General features: G+C 71.2%; 17 protein-coding genes. 7 read left to right on the top strand and 10 right to left on the bottom strand.

The window, feature by feature from the left end:
* Nucleotides 1–32 precede the first annotated feature (32 nt).
* The gene (locus ACIBK9_RS37745; RefSeq protein ID WP_397163550.1) at nucleotides 33–2,267 is read left to right on the top strand and encodes a hypothetical protein; all 2,235 of its coding nucleotides are present in this window, start codon (nucleotides 33–35) and stop codon (nucleotides 2,265–2,267) included.
* A gap of 43 nt (nucleotides 2,268–2,310) precedes the next feature.
* On the opposite strand, the gene ACIBK9_RS37750 is transcribed toward ACIBK9_RS37745, so the two are convergent.
* The 4 genes from ACIBK9_RS37750 to ACIBK9_RS37765 form a co-directional block, all read right to left on the bottom strand.
* A complete protein-coding gene (locus ACIBK9_RS37750; protein ID WP_397163552.1) occupies nucleotides 2,311–3,192 on the bottom strand; it encodes a CAP domain-containing protein in 882 nt (293 codons plus the stop codon).
* A 166-nt stretch (nucleotides 3,193–3,358) separates the two neighbouring features.
* Nucleotides 3,359–4,039 (bottom strand): DUF6879 family protein, encoded by a 681-nt coding sequence (locus ACIBK9_RS37755; RefSeq protein ID WP_397163553.1) that lies wholly within the window; start codon nucleotides 4,037–4,039, stop codon nucleotides 3,359–3,361.
* A gap of 93 nt (nucleotides 4,040–4,132) precedes the next feature.
* A complete protein-coding gene (locus ACIBK9_RS37760; RefSeq protein ID WP_358284683.1) occupies nucleotides 4,133–4,615 on the bottom strand; it encodes a DUF1707 domain-containing protein in 483 nt (160 codons plus the stop codon).
* A 55-nt stretch (nucleotides 4,616–4,670) separates the two neighbouring features.
* Nucleotides 4,671–5,405 carry a PadR family transcriptional regulator gene (locus tag ACIBK9_RS37765; protein WP_397163554.1) on the bottom strand — a complete coding sequence of 245 codons (735 nt, stop codon included), beginning with the start codon at nucleotides 5,403–5,405 and terminating at the stop codon, nucleotides 4,671–4,673.
* A 311-nt stretch (nucleotides 5,406–5,716) separates the two neighbouring features.
* Here ACIBK9_RS37765 and ACIBK9_RS37770 point away from each other — a divergent pair, with 311 nt between their 5' ends.
* Both ACIBK9_RS37770 and acnA read left to right on the top strand, forming a co-directional pair.
* Nucleotides 5,717–6,445 carry a metal-dependent hydrolase gene (locus tag ACIBK9_RS37770; RefSeq protein ID WP_358284688.1) on the top strand — a complete coding sequence of 243 codons (729 nt, stop codon included), beginning with the start codon at nucleotides 5,717–5,719 and terminating at the stop codon, nucleotides 6,443–6,445.
* 145 nt (nucleotides 6,446–6,590) lie between these two features.
* Nucleotides 6,591–9,320 carry an aconitate hydratase AcnA gene (acnA, locus tag ACIBK9_RS37775; RefSeq protein WP_397163556.1) on the top strand — a complete coding sequence of 910 codons (2,730 nt, stop codon included), beginning with the start codon at nucleotides 6,591–6,593 and terminating at the stop codon, nucleotides 9,318–9,320.
* A gap of 153 nt (nucleotides 9,321–9,473) precedes the next feature.
* Here acnA and ACIBK9_RS37780 read toward each other — a convergent pair whose 3' ends face one another.
* Both ACIBK9_RS37780 and ACIBK9_RS37785 read right to left on the bottom strand, forming a co-directional pair.
* A complete protein-coding gene (locus ACIBK9_RS37780) occupies nucleotides 9,474–10,268 on the bottom strand; it encodes an ABC transporter permease (protein WP_397163558.1) in 795 nt (264 codons plus the stop codon).
* Between the two features lie 14 nt (nucleotides 10,269–10,282).
* Nucleotides 10,283–11,221 (bottom strand): ATP-binding cassette domain-containing protein, encoded by a 939-nt coding sequence (locus tag ACIBK9_RS37785; RefSeq protein WP_397163560.1) that lies wholly within the window; start codon nucleotides 11,219–11,221, stop codon nucleotides 10,283–10,285.
* Nucleotides 11,222–11,291: 70 nt separating this feature from the next.
* On the opposite strand from ACIBK9_RS37785, the gene ACIBK9_RS37790 reads away from it, so the two are divergent.
* Nucleotides 11,292–11,972 (top strand): TetR/AcrR family transcriptional regulator C-terminal domain-containing protein, encoded by a 681-nt coding sequence (locus ACIBK9_RS37790; RefSeq protein ID WP_397163561.1) that lies wholly within the window; start codon nucleotides 11,292–11,294, stop codon nucleotides 11,970–11,972.
* Here ACIBK9_RS37790 and ACIBK9_RS37795 read toward each other — a convergent pair.
* A complete protein-coding gene (locus ACIBK9_RS37795) occupies nucleotides 11,909–12,622 on the bottom strand; it encodes a neutral zinc metallopeptidase (protein WP_397163562.1) in 714 nt (237 codons plus the stop codon). The two genes, ACIBK9_RS37790 and ACIBK9_RS37795, sit on opposite strands and share 64 nt — an antisense overlap.
* A gap of 221 nt (nucleotides 12,623–12,843) precedes the next feature.
* Here ACIBK9_RS37795 and ACIBK9_RS37800 point away from each other — a divergent pair, with 221 nt between their 5' ends.
* Nucleotides 12,844–13,533 (top strand): sulfite exporter TauE/SafE family protein, encoded by a 690-nt coding sequence (locus tag ACIBK9_RS37800; protein WP_397163564.1) that lies wholly within the window; start codon nucleotides 12,844–12,846, stop codon nucleotides 13,531–13,533.
* A gap of 9 nt (nucleotides 13,534–13,542) precedes the next feature.
* Here the strand turns inward: ACIBK9_RS37800 and ACIBK9_RS37805 are convergent, their stop codons facing one another.
* The 3 genes from ACIBK9_RS37805 to ACIBK9_RS37815 all read right to left on the bottom strand — a co-directional run bounded on the left by ACIBK9_RS37805 (nucleotide 13,543) and on the right by ACIBK9_RS37815 (nucleotide 15,050).
* Complete coding sequence (locus tag ACIBK9_RS37805) at nucleotides 13,543–14,082, bottom strand: DinB family protein (RefSeq protein ID WP_397163566.1); 540 nt, start codon at nucleotides 14,080–14,082, stop codon at nucleotides 13,543–13,545.
* Between the two features lie 89 nt (nucleotides 14,083–14,171).
* Complete coding sequence (locus ACIBK9_RS37810) at nucleotides 14,172–14,486, bottom strand: hypothetical protein (RefSeq protein ID WP_397163568.1); 315 nt, start codon at nucleotides 14,484–14,486, stop codon at nucleotides 14,172–14,174.
* A gap of 168 nt (nucleotides 14,487–14,654) precedes the next feature.
* Entirely contained in the window at nucleotides 14,655–15,050 is a 396-nt protein-coding gene (locus ACIBK9_RS37815) for a MerR family transcriptional regulator (RefSeq protein WP_397163570.1), read from the bottom strand.
* A gap of 49 nt (nucleotides 15,051–15,099) precedes the next feature.
* Between ACIBK9_RS37815 and ACIBK9_RS37820 the strand changes: the two genes are divergently transcribed.
* The gene (locus ACIBK9_RS37820; protein ID WP_397163571.1) at nucleotides 15,100–16,149 is read left to right on the top strand and encodes an aldo/keto reductase; all 1,050 of its coding nucleotides are present in this window, start codon (nucleotides 15,100–15,102) and stop codon (nucleotides 16,147–16,149) included.
* Between the two features lie 308 nt (nucleotides 16,150–16,457).
* A complete protein-coding gene (locus ACIBK9_RS37825; RefSeq protein WP_358284711.1) occupies nucleotides 16,458–17,576 on the top strand; it encodes a substrate-binding domain-containing protein in 1,119 nt (372 codons plus the stop codon).
* The last annotated feature ends 34 nt before the right edge of the window (nucleotides 17,577–17,610 follow it).

Below are 17,610 nucleotides of genomic sequence, written 5' to 3' on the forward strand. Positions count from 1 at the left end.
TGGCCTGCGCGGGCTGATCAGGAGACATGCCGATGTCACGCCGTCTGATGGCGACCATCCTGGCGGGGGTGCTGGCGGCCGTGGGACTCACCACGACCCCGGCCCACGCCGCAGCCCCGGGACAGCCGTCCTGCGTCCCGGGGGACTGCTTCACCGTCGACGTCTCGCTCGATCGCGCCCCCGCCGTGGGGCAGAGCGCGAAGCTCACGGTCGAGGTGACCCCGAAACAGGACCTGCCCGACGCCACCACGATCATCGAGCTGCCGGACACCCTGAAGTGGGCGACCCCGCCCGCCGGGCTCGACCGCGCCGCCGCGACGATCGGCCGCAGCCCGGTGGACCGGGCCACACGGACCTGGCGGGCCCGTGCGGGCCGGACGGTCCGGTACGAGGGCGTCGTCACGGCGGTCGGGCCCGGCCCCGCCTCCATCCGCGTCCAGGCTCGCGACGGGCGTCCTGGGCCCGCTTCCGGCGGGCTCGCCTACGTCACCGTGGGCGCGCAGTCGTCGGTGTTCGGCATGCCGCGCGAGGGCCGCGGGCGCCGTACGGAGAGGACCGCGAGGGCGGCGGCCGGCGACACGTGCGTGCAGGGGCGCGTCACCTACTTCAAGGCGGACGGAACCGTCGGCGGCGTGCCCATGGCCGAGGTGGACGCGTTCGACACCGACACGAACGGCCGGCTCAGTCTCGGCTGGGCCGAGACGGACGCGTCCGGCGCCTACAAGCTGTGCTTCCCCGGCACCGAGGAGGACGGCACGGGCCAGGACGTCAACATCGAGGTCAGCCCGGTCAGCAATTACTGGTCCGTGGGCTTCTCGGAGAAGGCCGGCGACATCTACACCGACGCCGGCCCGACCACGCCGGACGTCCCTCCCGGCACGTCGGTCACCGTCATCGACTACCGCAGCGCGGCCGGCGACCCGATGGAGGGGGCGTTCCGCCTGCACTCGGCCGCCTACGACACGTGGAAGGCCTACACCGGCTGGCTGAACGACCCGGCCGACGACTGCTGGAAGCCGGGCGAGCAGAACTGCCAGTCGGTGACCATCATCTGGCGGCCGGACAAGGTGCTGCCCACGTCGTACTACTGCCCGGGTGCCGGCCCCGACTGCCTGGGCCGCTTCCAGATCAACCTGGACGCCTCGATACCGCTGGAGAAGATGACGCTTCCCCACGAGCTGGGGCACTTCATCATGGACTACACCGGCGTGCGGCCGTCGACCGGCGGCGCCTGCGGACAGCACTTCATGTGGGCGCCGATGATCAACCCGACCTGCGCCTGGATCGAGGGGTGGGCCGACTGGGTCGCCGTCCAGACCTACGACGACACGCACTACCGGTGGCCGACCTCCGCGATCGACCTGGAGAGCCCGCGCTGGTTCAGCGACGGCTGGCCGACCGGGGCGGACGCGGGCAGGACCGAGGGCCGCGTGGCCGGGGTGCTGCTCGACCTGGCCGACTCCGGAACGCGGGACGAGAAGTACTGGGACCTCGGCGGCGTCGGGCCCGAGACCGTCGTGGCCGCGTTCAGGAAGGCGGTCGCCCAGGACCTCGACCACTTCCTGACCCTGCTCGACCCGCAGCACCACGACCTGGCGGAGGCGGCGCTGTTCCAGAACGCCGTCTCCACCCAGCACGTGGAGGACCTGGCCGACCGGCATCCGATCCGCCGGCCCGCCAACGTCCCGCTGCAGACGGCCTTCGTCACCACGCCCGGCAAATGGCACGTGGTGGCCGCCGTCACCGGACCGGACGGCGCGGACGTCGACCTGACCACCGCGCCCAACGCCGGCGGCGACGCCGTCAGGAGCGCCGACTGGACCGCCACCAGCGCGGACTTCGTCGCCGTGCAGCCCAGCTCCGCCACCCGCAACTGGTTCGTCAACTCGGTCAGCTCCGACGCCGACTACGAGGAGTACGCGATGGAGGTGACCGAGGCGGCCGCGGGCAACCTGGAGGCCGGGACGCCGCAGGAGTTCCCCATCGCCGCCGGCCGGCTGGCCGAGGTGCGCACGACGTGGATCGAGAAGGGCGTGCCCGCCACGCTCACGGTCGTGCCGCGCAACGGGCAGGACCTCGACCTCTTCGTGATGGCGCCCGACTCCGCCGCGTGGGGGCTGCCGCGTTCCGCCGCCCGCAAGTCCGCGAGCGGCGGCCCGAACAAGATGGAACGCCTGACCATCAGCGACCCGAAGGTGACCGGGCTGTACGCGGTCATCGTGGTCAGGAAGGCCGGCGACGGAAACGTCCTGCTGACCCGCGTCTGACCCCGGGGGTGCCCCGCGACGCGCGCGGGGCACCCGTCGAGGGCTACCTGGCCGCGAAGTCCTGCGTCCAGTGGACGGGGCCCTGGCCGTTCCTGGCCGCGCCCACGCCGATCACCGTGTACCGGCAGTTCATGATGTTGGCCCGGTGACCCGAGCTGTTCATCCAGGAGTTCATCACGGCGGCCGGGGTGGCCTGGCCCCTGGCGATGTTCTCGGCGAAGGCGGTCCCGCCGGTGAAGCCGGCCGCCCTGATGCGGTCCATGAAGCTGCGGCCGTCCTTCGAGGTGTGGTTGAAGTAGCCCTTGGCGGCCATGTCGGCGGAGTGGCCGTACGCCGCGGCGCGCAGCTGGGCGTCGTGCTTGAGCGGCTGGCAGCCGCCCTTGGCGCGCTCGGCGTTGACCAGGCGCAGGACCTCGTTCTCCTCGGCGGTGCCCACCGTGCCGGCGGGGCCGGTCGCGGTCGGCTGAGGGGCCGGGGTGGCGGTGGCCGTCGGGGTGGCGGTCGGGGTGGGCTTGGGGGACGCCGTGGGCGTCGGGGCCGGGGCGCAGGTCAGCCGGACCGCCCTGGAGGTCGCGCCGCGGCCCCGGTGGTCGGTGGCGACGGCGTAGTAGACGCCGGGCGCGCAGGGGAGGGTGAGCGCGACGCTGCCGGACCGGGTGGAGCCGCTCTTGACGACGGGGTCCGTGCCCGGGACGGCGCGCTTGAGCCGGACACGCAGGAGCGCGTCCGTGAGGCAGCCCTGACGGGCGGCGGAGGCGACGATCTGAGCGGTGTCGTTGACGCGAGGCGTGGCCACGGTGACCCGGCAGCGGCCGGCGGCCTCGCTGCCGGCCGCGGCTGCCGTCGCGGCGTTCGCCGGGGTCGTCGGCGTACCGAGTGCAGCCAGGCTCACCAGGCCGGCGAGTACCCCTAGGGGTCTGCGCATGGGGGCTTCCTCCAGTTGCGATGGACGCTGGATCGCACCGCATTCTGGTGGGACCGCAACCCCTGTGTCACGAAATTTGCGAAATTTCCCTGATGTCCGGGTAAACCAAAGTGTCAGGAGATGCGTCGTGGCCCGTTCCAGCCGCGGGCCGGAACTTCGGGCGCGCTCAGACCCGGAACTCCTCCGTCCGGTGGGCGTACGGGGGCACCGCGGCCCGCATCTCGTCGGTGACCGACGGCGGCGGCAGCGGCACGATCTCCCGCCGGTGGAAGTCGCGCACGTCCTCGCCCTCGGCGAACAGCTCCTGGACCGCCCGCAGGCAGGGGCCGATCACGCCGGGATCGGTGATGCGCCGGCCGCCCCGGCCGCCGCCGTACTCGTCGTAGAGGACCTCGTACATCAGGACGGGGGAGAAGATCACCAGCTCGGGCACCGGTTCGAGGGCGGCCATGCGCGCCGCGGGCACCACCCGGCAGGGGGAGCCCGCCCTGGCCCGCATGTCCAGCAGATGCATCTCCCACTGCAGGTACGCGCTGACGGGGAACTCCACCACGCGCACCCGGCTCACCGGCATCCGGTGGCGGAAGTAACCGGCCACCAGCGGCGCCATCTGCTCGGCCAGGGAGAGGGAGCCCGCCCAGTCGCCGTCCATCATGGCCCGCCAGCTCGCCACGTCCGGCTCGTAGAAGCTCTGGGCGCGCTCCAGCTTCCACAGGGGGACGACGCAGTCCGCGTGGTCGCGCTCGAAGGCCGCCAGATAGCCGGGCGCGTCCAGGACGAGCGCGTCGGCGCCGCCCACCGCGGCGAACGGATTCGTGACGGCCACCACGGAACCCGGCTCGGTCATACGACGCCCCTTCGTTCGGTGAGATCCGCCCGCCAGATCATGAAATGTCAGTTGATTCTGGTCAAGGCCCAACGTCACGAAGGGACGCGAAGGTCACCCGCGGTAGTGAAAGCGGCGGTGCACCAGGTTGAACACGGTGGCCACCAGGAAGACCGCCAGCAGGATCTTGAAGAGGCCGAACCCGAAGACCAGCCCCAGCACCCCGAAGACGATCAGGAGCGGCAGGAGGCCGGGACCGCGGTGGCCGCGCCAGTGACGGCGGGAATGGTCGTGCCAGGGACGGCCGGCCTGCGCGTGGCGCATGGTCTGCATCTGGTGGCGGTGCGCCCTCATCGCCTGCCGCCAGGCGTCCCGGTCGAACTGGGGCATCTGCTGAGGGTGGGCGTAGGAGGGGGACGAGCCGGGCAGGTCGGCCGTCACCTGGGACAGGTCGCGGACCGTCTTGGAGGCCAGCGCCCGGTCGAGGCGTTCGTCGAGCTCTTCGTGGGTCAGGCGGCCCTGGGCGAAGTGCTCGCGCAGGGCCGCCATCGTCTGCTCGCGCTCGGCGTCGCCGATGCGGAGATCGTTGTGGTCCATGTCTGGTTCCTCGCTCTCCCCGAACCGGCCTGTCGCTGCGGAGCCGGTCACCTGGTTACTCCTCGCCCGGTTCGCCGTCGGCCAGGATCTGGTAGAGCTTGCGCCGGGTCTCAACCAGAGTCTTACGCGCTTCGCGGATTTGTGCGTCGTTTCCGGTCTGAAGAACCTGCATCATGGCGAATGCCGACTGTCGGGCGATGTGCCAGAGATCGGCGGTGTTGTCGTCGATGTCCGGACGCATCTCGTCCCAGGGGGCGCGGACCTCGTCGGCGTGCGCGTCGATGTAGGCGCGGCCCTCGTCGGTGAGGCGGAAGGTCTTGCGGCCCTCGTTCTCCTCGGCGATCACCAGGCCCTCGTCGGTGAGCTGCTGCAACGCCGGGTAGACGGCGCCGGGGCTGGGCTTCCAGCCGCCCTCGCTGCGCTCGGCGATCTCCTGGATGATCTGGTAGCCGTTGCGCGGCTCCTCGGCCAGCAGGGCCAGGATCGCGGCGCGGACGTCGCCCCGCTTGGCCTTGCGGCCCCGGCCGCCGCCCCAGCCGTGGTGCCCGCCCCAGGGCCCGCCCGGGCCGAAGGGGCCGCCGCGGCCGAAGTCGAACGGGAACGGTCCGCCCGGCCCGCCGCGCCGGCCGCGTTGCCTGCGCTCGCCCGGCCCGCCGCCGCCCCGGTGATGGTGGTGATGGCCGCCCATCTGCTCGAAGGCGTCGGCGATGGCCCTCAGCTTCTCGCGGGCCGCGCGCAGGTTCTCCCGCGGGCCGAACCACTGGTCGCCCGCTGCGTGTGCGTAAGTCATGCTCTTTCTCCCTATATCGCGATCTGTTCTCGATGTGTCGACGATATATCGCTACTGTTTCGTTGGCAAGGCGGGGCACAGAGTGAGCCAGATCACGAAAAAGTTGCGGAATTGGGGAACAGTCTTGGGATGTCCGCCGTTGAACAGAGCAGACGAGGTCGTTCCGCGTCGGCAGGGCTGGGGGGTGCTGTCGCCGCGGAGACGACCTCGTCTGCGTTTGCGGGTGTTTTCGGACGGACCGTTCCAGCGTCAGCAGAACCTGGCGGCCGGGATCTCCGCGTAAAGCGGCTCTTTGCAATACAGTCCCGATCATGATGGGGCACACGCACGCGATGACCGGGGCGATCGCGTGGCTGGCGCTGGCGCCGCCGCTCGCCGCACTGCCGCTGCTGAACGAGAGCTCCCGGTTCATCGAGACCGGCATCATGGCCGGCGCGCTCGGCCCGGCCGAGCTGATCGCCGGAGCCCTGGTCTGCGCGGGGGCGGCCATGCTGCCCGACCTCGACCATCCCAGCGCGACCATCGCCCAGACCTTCGGCCCGGTCACCTGGCTGCTCAGCAAGTTCGTGTCCTGGATCAGCGGCGGCCACCGCGGCATGACGCACTCGCTGGCCTTCGCGGCGGCGCTCGGGTTCGGCGTCCACTGGCTGGTCAACTCCTATCCGATCGCCCGTGACATCACGGTCGTGCTGATGATCGGGCTGGCCCTGCGGGCGATCGGCATCGGCATCCCGGGCAACAAGGCCGGGTCCATCATGATCAACATCGGCATGACGGCCGGGCTCTACGCCGTGTTCCTCTCCCTGAACGTCGGCTACGCCTGGCTCGGGCTGGCCGTGGGCGTCGGCTGCCTGATCCACGTCGTCGGCGACTGCATGACGGAACGGGGCTGCCCGGTGCTGTGGCCGCTCGGCGCCAAGTTCGTGCTGCCGTGGAAGATCGGCATCAAGACCGGCAAGAAGTTCGAGCAGAAGATCCTCGCGCCGATCCTCTCCGTCGCCATCATCGGCCTGCTCTTCTGGCGGCTCGCCCCGCTTTAACTTGATGTCGAGATACCGTAGTAATATCTTGACGTCGAGACATCCGCCGCGAGCCCCGCAAGTTAGGTTCACCTAACGTACGTGTCGTTCCGTGGGTGCGGCAGGATTCAACTGAGCAATTGTCTGATGGAGGAGGCGAATCACCGTGTCCGCGAACAGCTTCGGCAGCCGTGACACGCTACGCGTCGGCGACGCGTCGTACGAGATTTTCCGGCTTGACGCCGTCGAGGGCGCCGCACGCCTCCCGTACAGCCTGAAGATCCTGCTGGAGAACCTCCTCCGCACCGAGGACGGCGCCAACGTCACCGCCGACCACATCCGGGCGCTCGGCGGCTGGGACCCGGCCGCGACGCCCAGCGTGGAGATCCAGTTCACCCCGGCCCGCGTCATCATGCAGGACTTCACCGGCGTCCCCTGCGTGGTCGACCTGGCCACCATGCGCGAGGCCGTGCGCGACCTGGGCGGCGACGCCGCCAGGATCAACCCGCTCGCGCCCGCCGAGATGGTCATCGACCACTCCGTCATCGTCGACTACTTCGGCCACCCCGACGCCTTCCAGCGCAACGTCGAGCGCGAGTACGAGCGCAACCGCGAGCGCTACCAGTTCCTGCGCTGGGGCCAGACGGCCTTCGACGAGTTCAAGGTCGTGCCGCCCGGCACCGGCATCGTCCACCAGGTCAACATCGAGCACCTGGCCCGCGTCGTCATGATCCGCGACGGCAAGGCCTACCCCGACACCTGCGTCGGCACCGACTCCCACACCACGATGGAGAACGGCATCGGCGTGCTCGGCTGGGGCGTCGGCGGCATCGAGGCCGAGGCCGCCATGCTCGGCCAGCCGATCTCCATGCTGATCCCGCGCGTGGTCGGCTTCAAGCTCAGCGGCAAGCTGCCCGCGGGCGCCACCGCCACCGACCTGGTCCTGACGATCACCGAGATCCTGCGCAAGCACGGCGTGGTCGGCAAGTTCGTCGAGTTCTACGGCGAGGGCGTCTCCTCCGTGCCGCTGGCCGACCGGGCCACGATCGGCAACATGAGCCCCGAGTTCGGCTCCACCTGCGCCATCTTCCCGATCGACGGCCAGACCGTCGACTACCTGCGCCTGACCGGCCGCTCCGAGGAGCAGATCGCGCTGGTCGAGGCGTACGCCAAGACCCAGGGCCTCTGGCTCGACCCGCAGGGCCCCGAGCCGGTCTTCTCCGAGTACATCGAGCTCGACCTCAGCACGGTCGTGCCGTCGATCGCCGGCCCCAAGCGTCCCCAGGACCGCATCGAGCTGTCGGCGGCCAAGGACGCCTGGCGCCGCGACGTCCAGAACTACGTGGCCGACGGCGTCGACGAGGAGGGCGAGGAGTCCTTCCCGGCCTCCGACGCGCCCGCCTCCAACGCCCGCGCCGACGGCGGCCGGCCGCACAAGCCGGTCCCGGTCACGCTGGCCGACGGCACGTCGTTCGAGATCGACCACGGCATCGTGTCGATCGCCGCGATCACCTCGTGCACCAACACCTCCAACCCGTACGTCATGATCGGCGCGGCGCTGCTGGCCCGCAACGCCGTCGAGAAGGGCCTGACCCGCAAGCCGTGGGTCAAGACCTCGCTGGCCCCGGGTTCGCAGGTCGTCACCGGCTACTTCGAGCGCTCCGGGCTGCAGCCGTACCTCGACAAGATCGGCTTCAACCTGGTCGGCTACGGCTGCACCACCTGCATCGGCAACTCGGGCCCGCTGCCCACCGAGATCTCCGACGCCATCCAGGCCAACGACCTCGCGGTCACCGCGGTCCTGTCCGGCAACCGGAACTTCGAGGGCCGCATCAACCCCGACGTCAAGATGAACTACCTGGCCTCGCCGCCGCTCGTCGTGGCGTACGCGCTGGCCGGCACGATGGACATCGACCTCGACAACGAGCCGCTCGGCCTCGGCTCCGACGGGCAGCCGGTGTTCCTGCGCGACGTCTGGCCCGCGCCGGAGGAGATCGCCGCGGTGGTCAACTCCTCGATCGGCCGCGACATGTTCGAGCGCGACTACGCCGACGTGTTCAAGGGCGACGACCACTGGCGTTCGCTGCCGATCCCGACCGGCGACACCTTCGAGTGGGACCCGTCCTCCACGTACGTGCGCAAGGCCCCCTACTTCGAGGGCATGCCGGAGAAGCCGGAGCCGGTGACCGACATCTCGGGCGCCCGCGTGCTGGTCAAGGTCGGCGACTCGGTCACCACCGACCACATCTCCCCGGCCGGCTCGATCAAGGTCGGCACCCCCGCGGCCCAGTACCTGCAGGCCAACGGCGTCGAGGTGCGCGACTTCAACTCCTACGGCTCGCGGCGCGGCAACCACGAGGTGATGATCCGCGGCACGTTCGCCAACATCCGCCTGCGCAACCAGATCGCGCCGGGCACCGAGGGCGGCTACACCCGCGACTTCACCCAGCCCGACGGCCCGGTGTCGTTCATCTACGACGCCTCGGTCAACTACGCCGAGGCCGGCACGCCGCTGGTGGTGCTGGCGGGCAAGGAGTACGGCTCGGGCTCCTCGCGCGACTGGGCGGCCAAGGGCACCGCGCTGCTCGGCGTGCGCGCCGTGATCGCCGAGTCCTACGAACGCATCCACCGCTCCAACCTGATCGGCATGGGCGTGCTCCCGCTGCAGTTCCCCGAGGGCGCCACGGCGGCCTCGCTCGGGCTGACCGGCGAGGAGACGTTCGACATCACCGGCGTCGAGGCGCTCAACGGCGGCGGCATCCCGTCCACCGTGCACGTCAAGGCCGGCGACGTCGAGTTCGACGCGGTAGTCCGCATCGACACGCCCGGCGAGGCCGACTACTACCGGCACGGCGGCATCATGCAGTACGTCCTGCGCTCGCTGCTGGCCAAGTAGAACTTCCCGCGCCCGCGCCCGGTCAAGAGCCGGACGCGGGCCGGGGACGGGGCGCGGATCCTCACGCGCCCGCATCGGGGGTTTCACCCGACCCGTGAGAGCCGCCCGGCGGAACACCCTCCGCCGGGCGGCTCTCCGCTGTCCAGCGACGTCTCAGCGGCTGGACGTGCGGTAACGGTGGGTCGCCAGCGGGGCGAAGACGGCGATGAGCGCCGCCGACCACAGCAGGCTCGCCGCGACCGGATGTTGCAGCGGCCAGACCGCCCCGGCCGAGGTCGGGTTGCCGAACAGGCGGCGGGCGGCGGCCACGGTCGCGCTCATCGGGTTCCAGTCGGCCACCGGCCGCAGCCAGGCGGGCAGGCCCTCGGTGGGCACGAACGTGTTGGCCAGGAAGGTCATCGGGAACAGCCAGCCGAACGTGGCCGCGTCGGCCTGCGTGCCGCTGCGCACGTACAGGCCGATGCAGGTGCCCACCCAGATCATCGCCAGGCCGAACAGCGCCAGCAGCCCGAACGCCGCCGCCGTCTGGCCCGGTGAGCCGTGCGCACGCCAGCCGGCCAGCAGCACGGCCGCCGCGACCATGGCGGCCAGCGACATCAGGTGCATCGACAGGTCGGCCACGCTGCGCCCGATGAGCACGGCGCTGCGGGCGATGGGCTGCGCGCGGAACCGGTCGATGATCCCGCGTTCCATGTCCTCGGCCACCGCCGTGGCGGCCGCGGTCGCCGTCATGGCCATGACCTGCATGAAGATGCCCGGCATGAGGAAGCTGCGGTAGTCGCCGCCGCCGGGCAGGGTGATCGCGCTGCCGAAGACGTACCCGAACAGCACGGTCATGATGACGGGGAACACCAGGAATCCGGCGATCTCCCCCGGTTGGGCCTTCCACCGCGAGTACGTGCGGCCCGCGATGGTCAGGGAGTCGGTGACGGTCCAGCGCAGGTTCATGCTCGTGGCTCCTGTCATGCGGTCAGGTGGAGGAAGACCTCGTCGAGCGTCGGACGGCGGAGCGCGAGATCCTCGACGGCGATCCCGGCCACGTCGAGGGCGCGGGCGACGCGGACCAGCGACTGGGCCCCGTCGGGCGCCGGCAGGGTCACCCGGGTCCCGCCCGGCTCGAAGGCGAGCCCGGACGTGGGCCCGGACGTGGGCCCGAGCGTGGGCCCGAGCGCTCCGAGGGCCGCCGCCGCGTCGCCGGGGTGGCGGAAGACGATCTGCACGCGGTCGCCGCCGACCTGCCTCTTGAGCGCGCCGGGGGAGCCCGCCGCGGCGACCCGGCCCTCGCGCAGCACCACGACCTGGTCCGCCAGGTGGTCGGCCTCGTCGAGGTACTGGGTGGTCAGCAGCAGCGTGGTGCCCTCGCGGACCAGGTCGCGCAGCGCGTCCCAGAGCTCGCGGCGGCTGCGCGGGTCGAGCCCCGCGGTCGGCTCGTCCATGAACAGCACGGGCGGCGCGACGATCAGGCTCGCGGCCAGGTCGAGCCGCCGCCGCATGCCGCCCGAGTACGTCCTGACCAGCCGCCGCCCGGCCGCGGCCAGTCCGAACCGCTCCAGCAGCTCCTCGGCCCTGCTCCTGGCCCGCGCCCTGGACAGGTGGTAGAGGCGGCCGAACAGCTCCAGGTTGCGCCGGCCGGTCAGCAGCTCGTCCACGGCGGCGTGCTGACCGGCCAGGCCGATGCGGAAGCGCAGCCGGGCCGCGTCGCGCACCACGTCGAGCCCGGCGACCTCGGCCCGGCCGCCGTCCGGGCGGAGCAGGGTGGCCAGGATGCGCACGGTCGTCGTCTTGCCTGCTCCGTTGGGGCCGAGCAGCCCGCACACCGTGCCGGCCGGGACGTCGAGGTCGATGCCCCTGAGCGCCTCCGTGGCCGCGTACCGCTTCCGCAAACCCTCCGCGCAGATCATCGCGAGGCTCCTTAACGGCGTTAAATCTAACAGCGTTAAGGATGCATTGAACGTTGTTAAGCTGTCAACCGTGGCACTTGAGAAGGGCACCATCGTGGCCGCCGCGCTGCGGCTGCTGCAGGAGACCGGGCTCGACGGGCTCACGCTGCGGCGGCTCGCGGGCGAGCTGGGCGTGCAGGCGCCCGCGCTCTACTGGCACTTCACGAACAAGCAGGAGCTCCTCGACGCGATGGCCGAGGCGATGACCGCCGCCCACATGACCCGCCCCGCGCTCACCGAGCCCGCCGCCTGGCGCGAGTGGATGAGGGACCACGCCCACCGCGACCGGGCGATGCTCAACTCCTACCGCGACGGCGCCCGGCTGGTGGCCGGCACCCGGCCGTCACCGGTGCTGTTCGAGGTGGTGGAGCGGTCGGTGGCGGCCCTGGAGTCGGCCGGGTTCGCGGTGGGCGACGCCGTCCGCGGGCTGTTCGCGATGAGCGTGTACGTCGCCGGGTTCGTGCTGGAGGAGCAGGCCGACCGGACCCGGCCGGACGCCGACGGCGCCATGCCCGACATGGCCGCCTTCCAGCGGGCCCACCCCCGGCTGACGGCCGGGCTGGCGGAGGTGGGCGACCCGCAGGGGGAGCGGTCGTTCGAGGACGGGCTGCGGCTCATCCTCGACGGCATGCAGGCCCGCCTCGACCGTCAGGAGACCTGCGAGGCGGGGGCCGACCAGGTGTCGCAGGCCGCCGGCGAGACCGCCCGGTAGCCGCGTTCCAGCCAGCGCACCCGGTTGGCGCCCGTGCCGTGGCTGTGCTCCTCGCCCTCGTCGCCGGCGGCCCTGGTGGCGTCGAGCAGCGCCGTCCAGTCCTGCCGGGTACGGCTCAGCGACGGCCACACGCTGCCCAGGAACGCGCCGGCCAGGCAGTCGGCCTGGAGCTCGTAGCGCCGGCTCTGCGCGCCCTTGCGCACGCCGAGGAGGCTCTGCACGTGGTGGCCGTACTCGTGGGCGACGACCTTGAACGGGTAGAGGTCGGTGCGGTCCTCGATCCAGGCGCCGGTCAGCGGGAGGACGAGGGTGTCACGGCCGATGCAGTAGAAGGCCGCCGCGTGCTCGGGCCAGGCGAACCCGCACACCTCACGCACCGGCTCGTCGTAGTAGCGGACGACGGGCTTGCGGAACGTCCGGCCGGTGCGCCTGAAATGGGCGGACCACGACTTGTCCAGGCACTTCAGAACCGCGGTGAGGTATTCGCGGCTCCTGGGGATCCCGCCTGAGCTCATCGGCGTCTCGGGGCAGGCCGACCGGGCGAGCCTCGGCGCCGCGACGGCCTCCACGGGCCCGGCCTGAAGGACGACCGTCAGCACCGACAGGGCGACGAGGGCACGCGGAGCGGGGGAGTGCACGGTGAGCAGCATAGAGCTTCCCCGACCAACGCACCCGCCCCCGCACCCCGACCAACGGACTCCGGCCAACGCACCCCGCACCCCGCCCTCGCACCCCGCCCTCGCGCCCCGCCTCCCGCCCTCGCGCCCCGTGGCCCGCTCGCCCGGTGGGGCTGTCCATCAGGGGTGACGCTGGGTGAGGGTGGTTGACTTTCGGCGTGAGTGATGCGGGATTTGTGTTGCTTGTCGGGAGTATGGCGGTCTTTCTGGGCGCGGTCGTGCAGGGGAGTGTGGGGTTCGGGCTGGGGCTGGTGGCCGCGCCCGTGCTGACGATGCTCGACCACAGCCTGATGCCCGGCGCGATCCAGGTGGTCAACATGACCCTGCCGCTGTTCACGCTGGCCGCCGAGTGGCGGCGGGTGGACTGGCGGGGGCTCGGGTTCGCGCTGCTGGGCCGGGTCCCCGGCAGCGCCGTCGGCGCCGTCATCGTCGTGTACGTCTCCGTCCAGGCGCTCGGCGTGCTGGTCGGGGTGATGGTGCTGCTGGCGGTGGGGCTCACCGCGCGTACGGTCAGCGTCGTCCGCAACGGCGCGACGATCACCGGCGCGGGCTTCGTGTCCGGGATCACCGGCACCGCCACGGGCATCGGCGGCCCGCCCCTGGCGCTGGTGTACCAGAGTGCCAAGGGGCCGCAGATCCGGGCCACCCTGGCGATGTTCTTCTTCCTGAGCGCCGCGCAGTCGATCGCCATCCTGGCGTTCGTCGGCCACCTGCCCGCCCGCGCCCTGGCCACCGGCGCGACCCTGATCGTGCCGATGATCCTGGGCTTCCTGGCGTCCCGGCCGCTGCGCCGCCACCTGGACGGCGGCAAGGTGCGGACGGCCGTCCTGGTCGTGGCGACCGCGTCGGCGCTGGCCCTGATCGCGCAGAGCCTGCTGGCCTGATCCGCCGGGCTACTCGCCGGTCTGCCCGTCGACGGACTCGCGGATGAGGTCGGCATGGCCGTTGTGCCGGGCGTACTCCTCGATCATGTGGACGAGGATCCAGCGCAGGTGCGGGCGGCGGCCGTCCGGCCAGGGACGCTGGGCGGGCTGGTCGAGGCCGCCCGCGGCCAGCGCCTCGGCGGTCAGGGCGCGCGAGCGGGCCACCGCGTCCCGCCAGAGCGCGCGCAGCTCGTCGGGGGAGTCGTGGGCGGCGGAGTGCCAGTCCCAGTCGGGGTCGGCCGTCCAGTCGACGGTGTCCCAGGGGGCGTGCGGGTCGTTCCCGTGCAGACGGCGGGAGAACCAGTGGTCCTCGACGTAGGCCAGGTGCTTGAGCATGCCGCCGAGCGTCATCGGGGAGGCGGCGGTGGTGGCGCCGAGGCCCGCCGCGTCGAGGCCGGAGCACTTCCACTCCAGGGTGGCCCGCAGGAAGTCGAGGAAGCCCAGGAGGGTCTCGGTCTCGTCGCCCATGAAGGGCGGTTCCGGGCGTCCCTGCTCGTCGAATTCGGTCATGAGCGGGCAGTCTACCGACGGGTTCAAGCCAGGAGGACGCCCACGCGCGACGACGGCCCCCGCGGACGCGGGGGCCGATCGGCGCTCGCCTAGGCGGCTGAGAAGCTGCCCGACCCCGCCGGGACGTGGCTGCCGTGGCCGGGCCGGACCGTGACGGACGACCCGAAGCAGAACGGGTCGCCGTAGATGCGGACGACCTGATCGGTCTGGTTGTTGAGCACGTGCGCGGCGAGGGGTAGCTTCGTGCAGCCCCTGGGGTCGTTGTAGACCTCAAGGGGGAGCGTCTCGACCTGGAAGACGACCACCTGGCCGGTCGCGGCCCGGGCGGGGGCGGCCGCGACGAGCGGCGCGGTCGCCGAGGCGAGGACCAGGGGCAGGGCGGCCAGGCGAGCAGAGAAGCGCATGGGCGGGATTCCTTCCGTTTCGAGGGCTCCTCAATCCTCATGCGCCTCACACGTCACGCACAGTAACCGTAAGGTGACATTCGATCTCGCCATGAATCATGCGCCGAGCTGCTGGGCAGGTGCGTCGCCCGATGTGGTCGTCCGCGAATGGTTACTCTCCGTGATGGATCAGGGAGTGCATTCCGGGATGTCGTCGCGCAGGCCCAGGCGTCCCTCGTAGACCGCCACCTTGTTGGTGATCAGCTTGAGGCAGCCGTCGAGCTCCCGCATCCGGGCGAGCACCCGTTCCTGATGTTCGCGCAGCACCTCCAGCCGTTCCGCCTCGTTGCCCTGGCCCGCCCTGACGAGCTCGGTGTAGCGCCGGATGTCGGTCAGGGGCATGCCGGAGGCGCGCAGCCGGATGCACACGCCGAGCCAGTCGACGTCACCCTCGCTGTAGACCCGGCGTCCTGTGGCTCCCCGCTGTACGGGCTGGGCCAGCAGGCCCTCCTGCTCGTAGAACCGGAGAGTGTGCACGCTGAGCCCGGTGCGCTCGGCGACCTGGCCAATGCTCAAACCTGCCATGTCGCCCAGTTTGACCTAGAGCCGACTCTAGAACCTACGGTTCCGGGACATGAGATATCGCATCCTCGGCGGCACCGGCATCGAGGTCAGCGCCCACTGCCTCGGCACCATGATGTTCGGCTCGGCCGGCAACCCCGACCATGACGACAGCATCCGCATCATCCACGCCGCCCTCGACCAAGGGATCAACTTCGTCGACACCGCCGACATGTACTCGGCGGGCGAGTCGGAGGAGATCGTGGGCAAGGCGTTGCAGGGCAGGCGAGACGAGGTGGTGCTGGCCACCAAGGTGCACTTCCCGATGGGGGAGGGGCCCAACCGGGGCGGCAACTCGCGGCGCTGGATCGTCCGCGAGGTGGAGGCGAGCCTCAGGCGGCTGCGCACCGACTGGATCGACCTCTACCAGATCCACCGCCCCGACCACCGGACCGACATCGAGGAGACCCTCTCCGCGCTCACCGACCTGGTGCGGCAGGGCAAGATCCGCGCCTTCGGCAGCTCGGCCTTCCCGGCGCACGAGACGGTCGAGGCCTACCACGTGGCCCGGCAGCGCGGCCTGTACCGGTTCCGCACCGAGCAGCCGCCGTACAACATCCTGGCCCGCGGCATCGAGGGCGACGTGCTGCCCACGGCGCAGCGGCTCGGCATGGGCGTGCTCACCTACAGCCCGCTGGGCTGGGGTTTCCTGACCGGACGCTACCGCAAGGGACAGCAGATCGACCTGTCGCGAGGTCGCGCCGCGCGGGCGCCGGAACGGTTCGACCCGTCCATCCCGGTCAACGCGGCCAAGCTGGAGGTCGTCGAGGAGCTGGTGAAGCTGGCGGACGAGCTCGGCTGCACCCTGCCGGCCCTGGCCGTCGCCTTCGTCACGTCGCATCCGGCGGTCACCTCGGTCATTCTCGGCCCGCGCACGATGGAGCAGCTGGAGGGCTCGCTGAAGGGCGCCTCATTGTTGCTCGACGACGCCGTGATGGACCGGATCGACGAGCTCGTGCCGCCCGGCACCAACGTCTACCACCCGGTCGGCCTCTGGAGCCCCGCCCCCCTGACCGATCCCGCGCTGCGCCGCCGCCACCTGGGCGACCGCGCCGCGAGCTGACCCGGACGTCCGCCGGAGCTCGCGCGACGAGCTCCGGCGGCCGGCACCCGCCCCGGTCCCGCCACGTCGCCCGACCGGCCCCGGCCCCTGAAAGCCGGCTGCTTCTGCCGGTCCCGGCCGCCCCGGAGTCGGCCGCTTCCCGCCACGCCGGCCCGCTCCCGGTCACGGAACCGCGTCCTCGTGTTTCTGGATTGTTACCGGAAACAACAAACTGCCGGACGGAAGGGTCTTCCAAAGCAGGCCGCGGCGGAATACGTTGCCGCAAACAACATTCATCCGGGCCCCTCCGGAAGAAAGGACCCTGCATCATGCGCAAGGGGATCCTCAGCCTGACCGCCGCGGCGGCGACGCTCGCCCTCGGTCTCACCGCCTGCGGGGGCGACAGCGGTCAGACCGGCACCACCTCCACCTCCTCCGCCTCGGCGACACAGGCCGCGAAGGCCGGCAAGATCGGCGTCATCCTCCCGGACAGCAAGTCGTCGGCGCGCTGGGAGACGGCGGACCGCAAGTACCTGGAAGAGGCGTTCAAGGCCGCCGGCGTCCAGTACGACATCCAGAACGCCCAGAACGACAAGACGGCGTTCCAGACCATCGCCGACCAGATGATCACCAACGGGGCCACCGTCCTGATGATCGTCAACCTGGACAGCGGCAGCGGCAAGGCCGTCATCGAGAAGGCCAAGTCGCAGGGCGTGGCCACCATCGACTACGACCGCCTGACCCTGGGCGGCGGCGCCGCCTACTACGTCAGCTTCGACAACACCAAGGTCGGCACGCTCCAGGGCGAGGGTCTGAGCAAGTGCCTGGCCGACAAGAAGGCCGACAAGCCCATCGTCGCCTACCTGAACGGCTCGCCGACCGACAACAACGCGACCCTGTTCAAGAACGGCTACGACGGCGTGCTCAAGCCCAAGTTCGACGCCGGCGAGTACGTCAAGGGCCCCGACCAGGCCGTGCCCGACTGGGACAACACCCAGGCCGGGACGATCTTCGAGCAGATGCTCACCCAGCAGCCGAAGATCGCCGGGGTGCTGGCCGCCAACGACGGCCTCGGCAACGCCGCCATCACCGTGCTGAAGAAGCAGAACCTCAACGGCAAGGTGCCGGTCACCGGCCAGGACGCCACCGTCCAGGGCCTGCAGAACATCCTGGCGGGCGACCAGTGCATGACGGTCTACAAGGCGGTCAAGAAGGAGGCCGACGCCGGGGCCAAGCTCGCCGTCGCGCTGGCCAAGGGCGAGAAGCCCACGGCGAGCGCCAGCGTCAAGGACCCCGAGACCAGCCAGGACGTGCCCTCCGAGCTGCTGGAGCCGCAGGCCATCACCTTCGACAACGTCAAGGACGTCGTGGCCGACGGTTACGTCACCAAGGAGGAGCTCTGCACCGCCGACTTCGCCAAGAAGTGCACTGAGGCCGGAATTCAATAGCATGGACGGGCGCGGCCGGGTGCCACCGGCGCGA

Origin of the sequence: Nonomuraea sp. NPDC050227 (genome assembly GCF_044459705.1) — a bacterium.
Lineage (GTDB): Bacteria > Actinomycetota > Actinomycetes > Streptosporangiales > Streptosporangiaceae > Nonomuraea.

Excerpts from the sequence above, each read along its gene's own strand:
- ACIBK9_RS37745 (WP_397163550.1), top strand. The coding sequence starts at position 33 with ATGTCACGCCGTCTGATGGCGACCATCCTGGCGGGGGTGCTGGCGGCC.
- ACIBK9_RS37750 (WP_397163552.1), bottom strand. The coding sequence starts at position 3,192 with ATGCGCAGACCCCTAGGGGTACTCGCCGGCCTGGTGAGCCTGGCTGCA.
- ACIBK9_RS37755 (WP_397163553.1), bottom strand. The coding sequence starts at position 4,039 with ATGACCGAGCCGGGTTCCGTGGTGGCCGTCACGAATCCGTTCGCCGCG.
- ACIBK9_RS37760 (WP_358284683.1), bottom strand. The coding sequence starts at position 4,615 with ATGGACCACAACGATCTCCGCATCGGCGACGCCGAGCGCGAGCAGACG.
- ACIBK9_RS37765 (WP_397163554.1), bottom strand. The coding sequence starts at position 5,405 with ATGACTTACGCACACGCAGCGGGCGACCAGTGGTTCGGCCCGCGGGAG.
- ACIBK9_RS37770 (WP_358284688.1), top strand. The coding sequence starts at position 5,717 with ATGATGGGGCACACGCACGCGATGACCGGGGCGATCGCGTGGCTGGCG.
- ACIBK9_RS37780 (WP_397163558.1), bottom strand. The coding sequence starts at position 10,268 with ATGAACCTGCGCTGGACCGTCACCGACTCCCTGACCATCGCGGGCCGC.
- ACIBK9_RS37785 (WP_397163560.1), bottom strand. The coding sequence starts at position 11,221 with ATGATCTGCGCGGAGGGTTTGCGGAAGCGGTACGCGGCCACGGAGGCG.
- ACIBK9_RS37795 (WP_397163562.1), bottom strand. The coding sequence starts at position 12,622 with ATGCTGCTCACCGTGCACTCCCCCGCTCCGCGTGCCCTCGTCGCCCTG.
- ACIBK9_RS37800 (WP_397163564.1), top strand. The coding sequence starts at position 12,844 with ATGGCGGTCTTTCTGGGCGCGGTCGTGCAGGGGAGTGTGGGGTTCGGG.
- ACIBK9_RS37805 (WP_397163566.1), bottom strand. The coding sequence starts at position 14,082 with ATGACCGAATTCGACGAGCAGGGACGCCCGGAACCGCCCTTCATGGGC.
- ACIBK9_RS37810 (WP_397163568.1), bottom strand. The coding sequence starts at position 14,486 with ATGCGCTTCTCTGCTCGCCTGGCCGCCCTGCCCCTGGTCCTCGCCTCG.
- ACIBK9_RS37815 (WP_397163570.1), bottom strand. The coding sequence starts at position 15,050 with ATGGCAGGTTTGAGCATTGGCCAGGTCGCCGAGCGCACCGGGCTCAGC.
- ACIBK9_RS37820 (WP_397163571.1), top strand. The coding sequence starts at position 15,100 with ATGAGATATCGCATCCTCGGCGGCACCGGCATCGAGGTCAGCGCCCAC.
- ACIBK9_RS37825 (WP_358284711.1), top strand. The coding sequence starts at position 16,458 with ATGCGCAAGGGGATCCTCAGCCTGACCGCCGCGGCGGCGACGCTCGCC.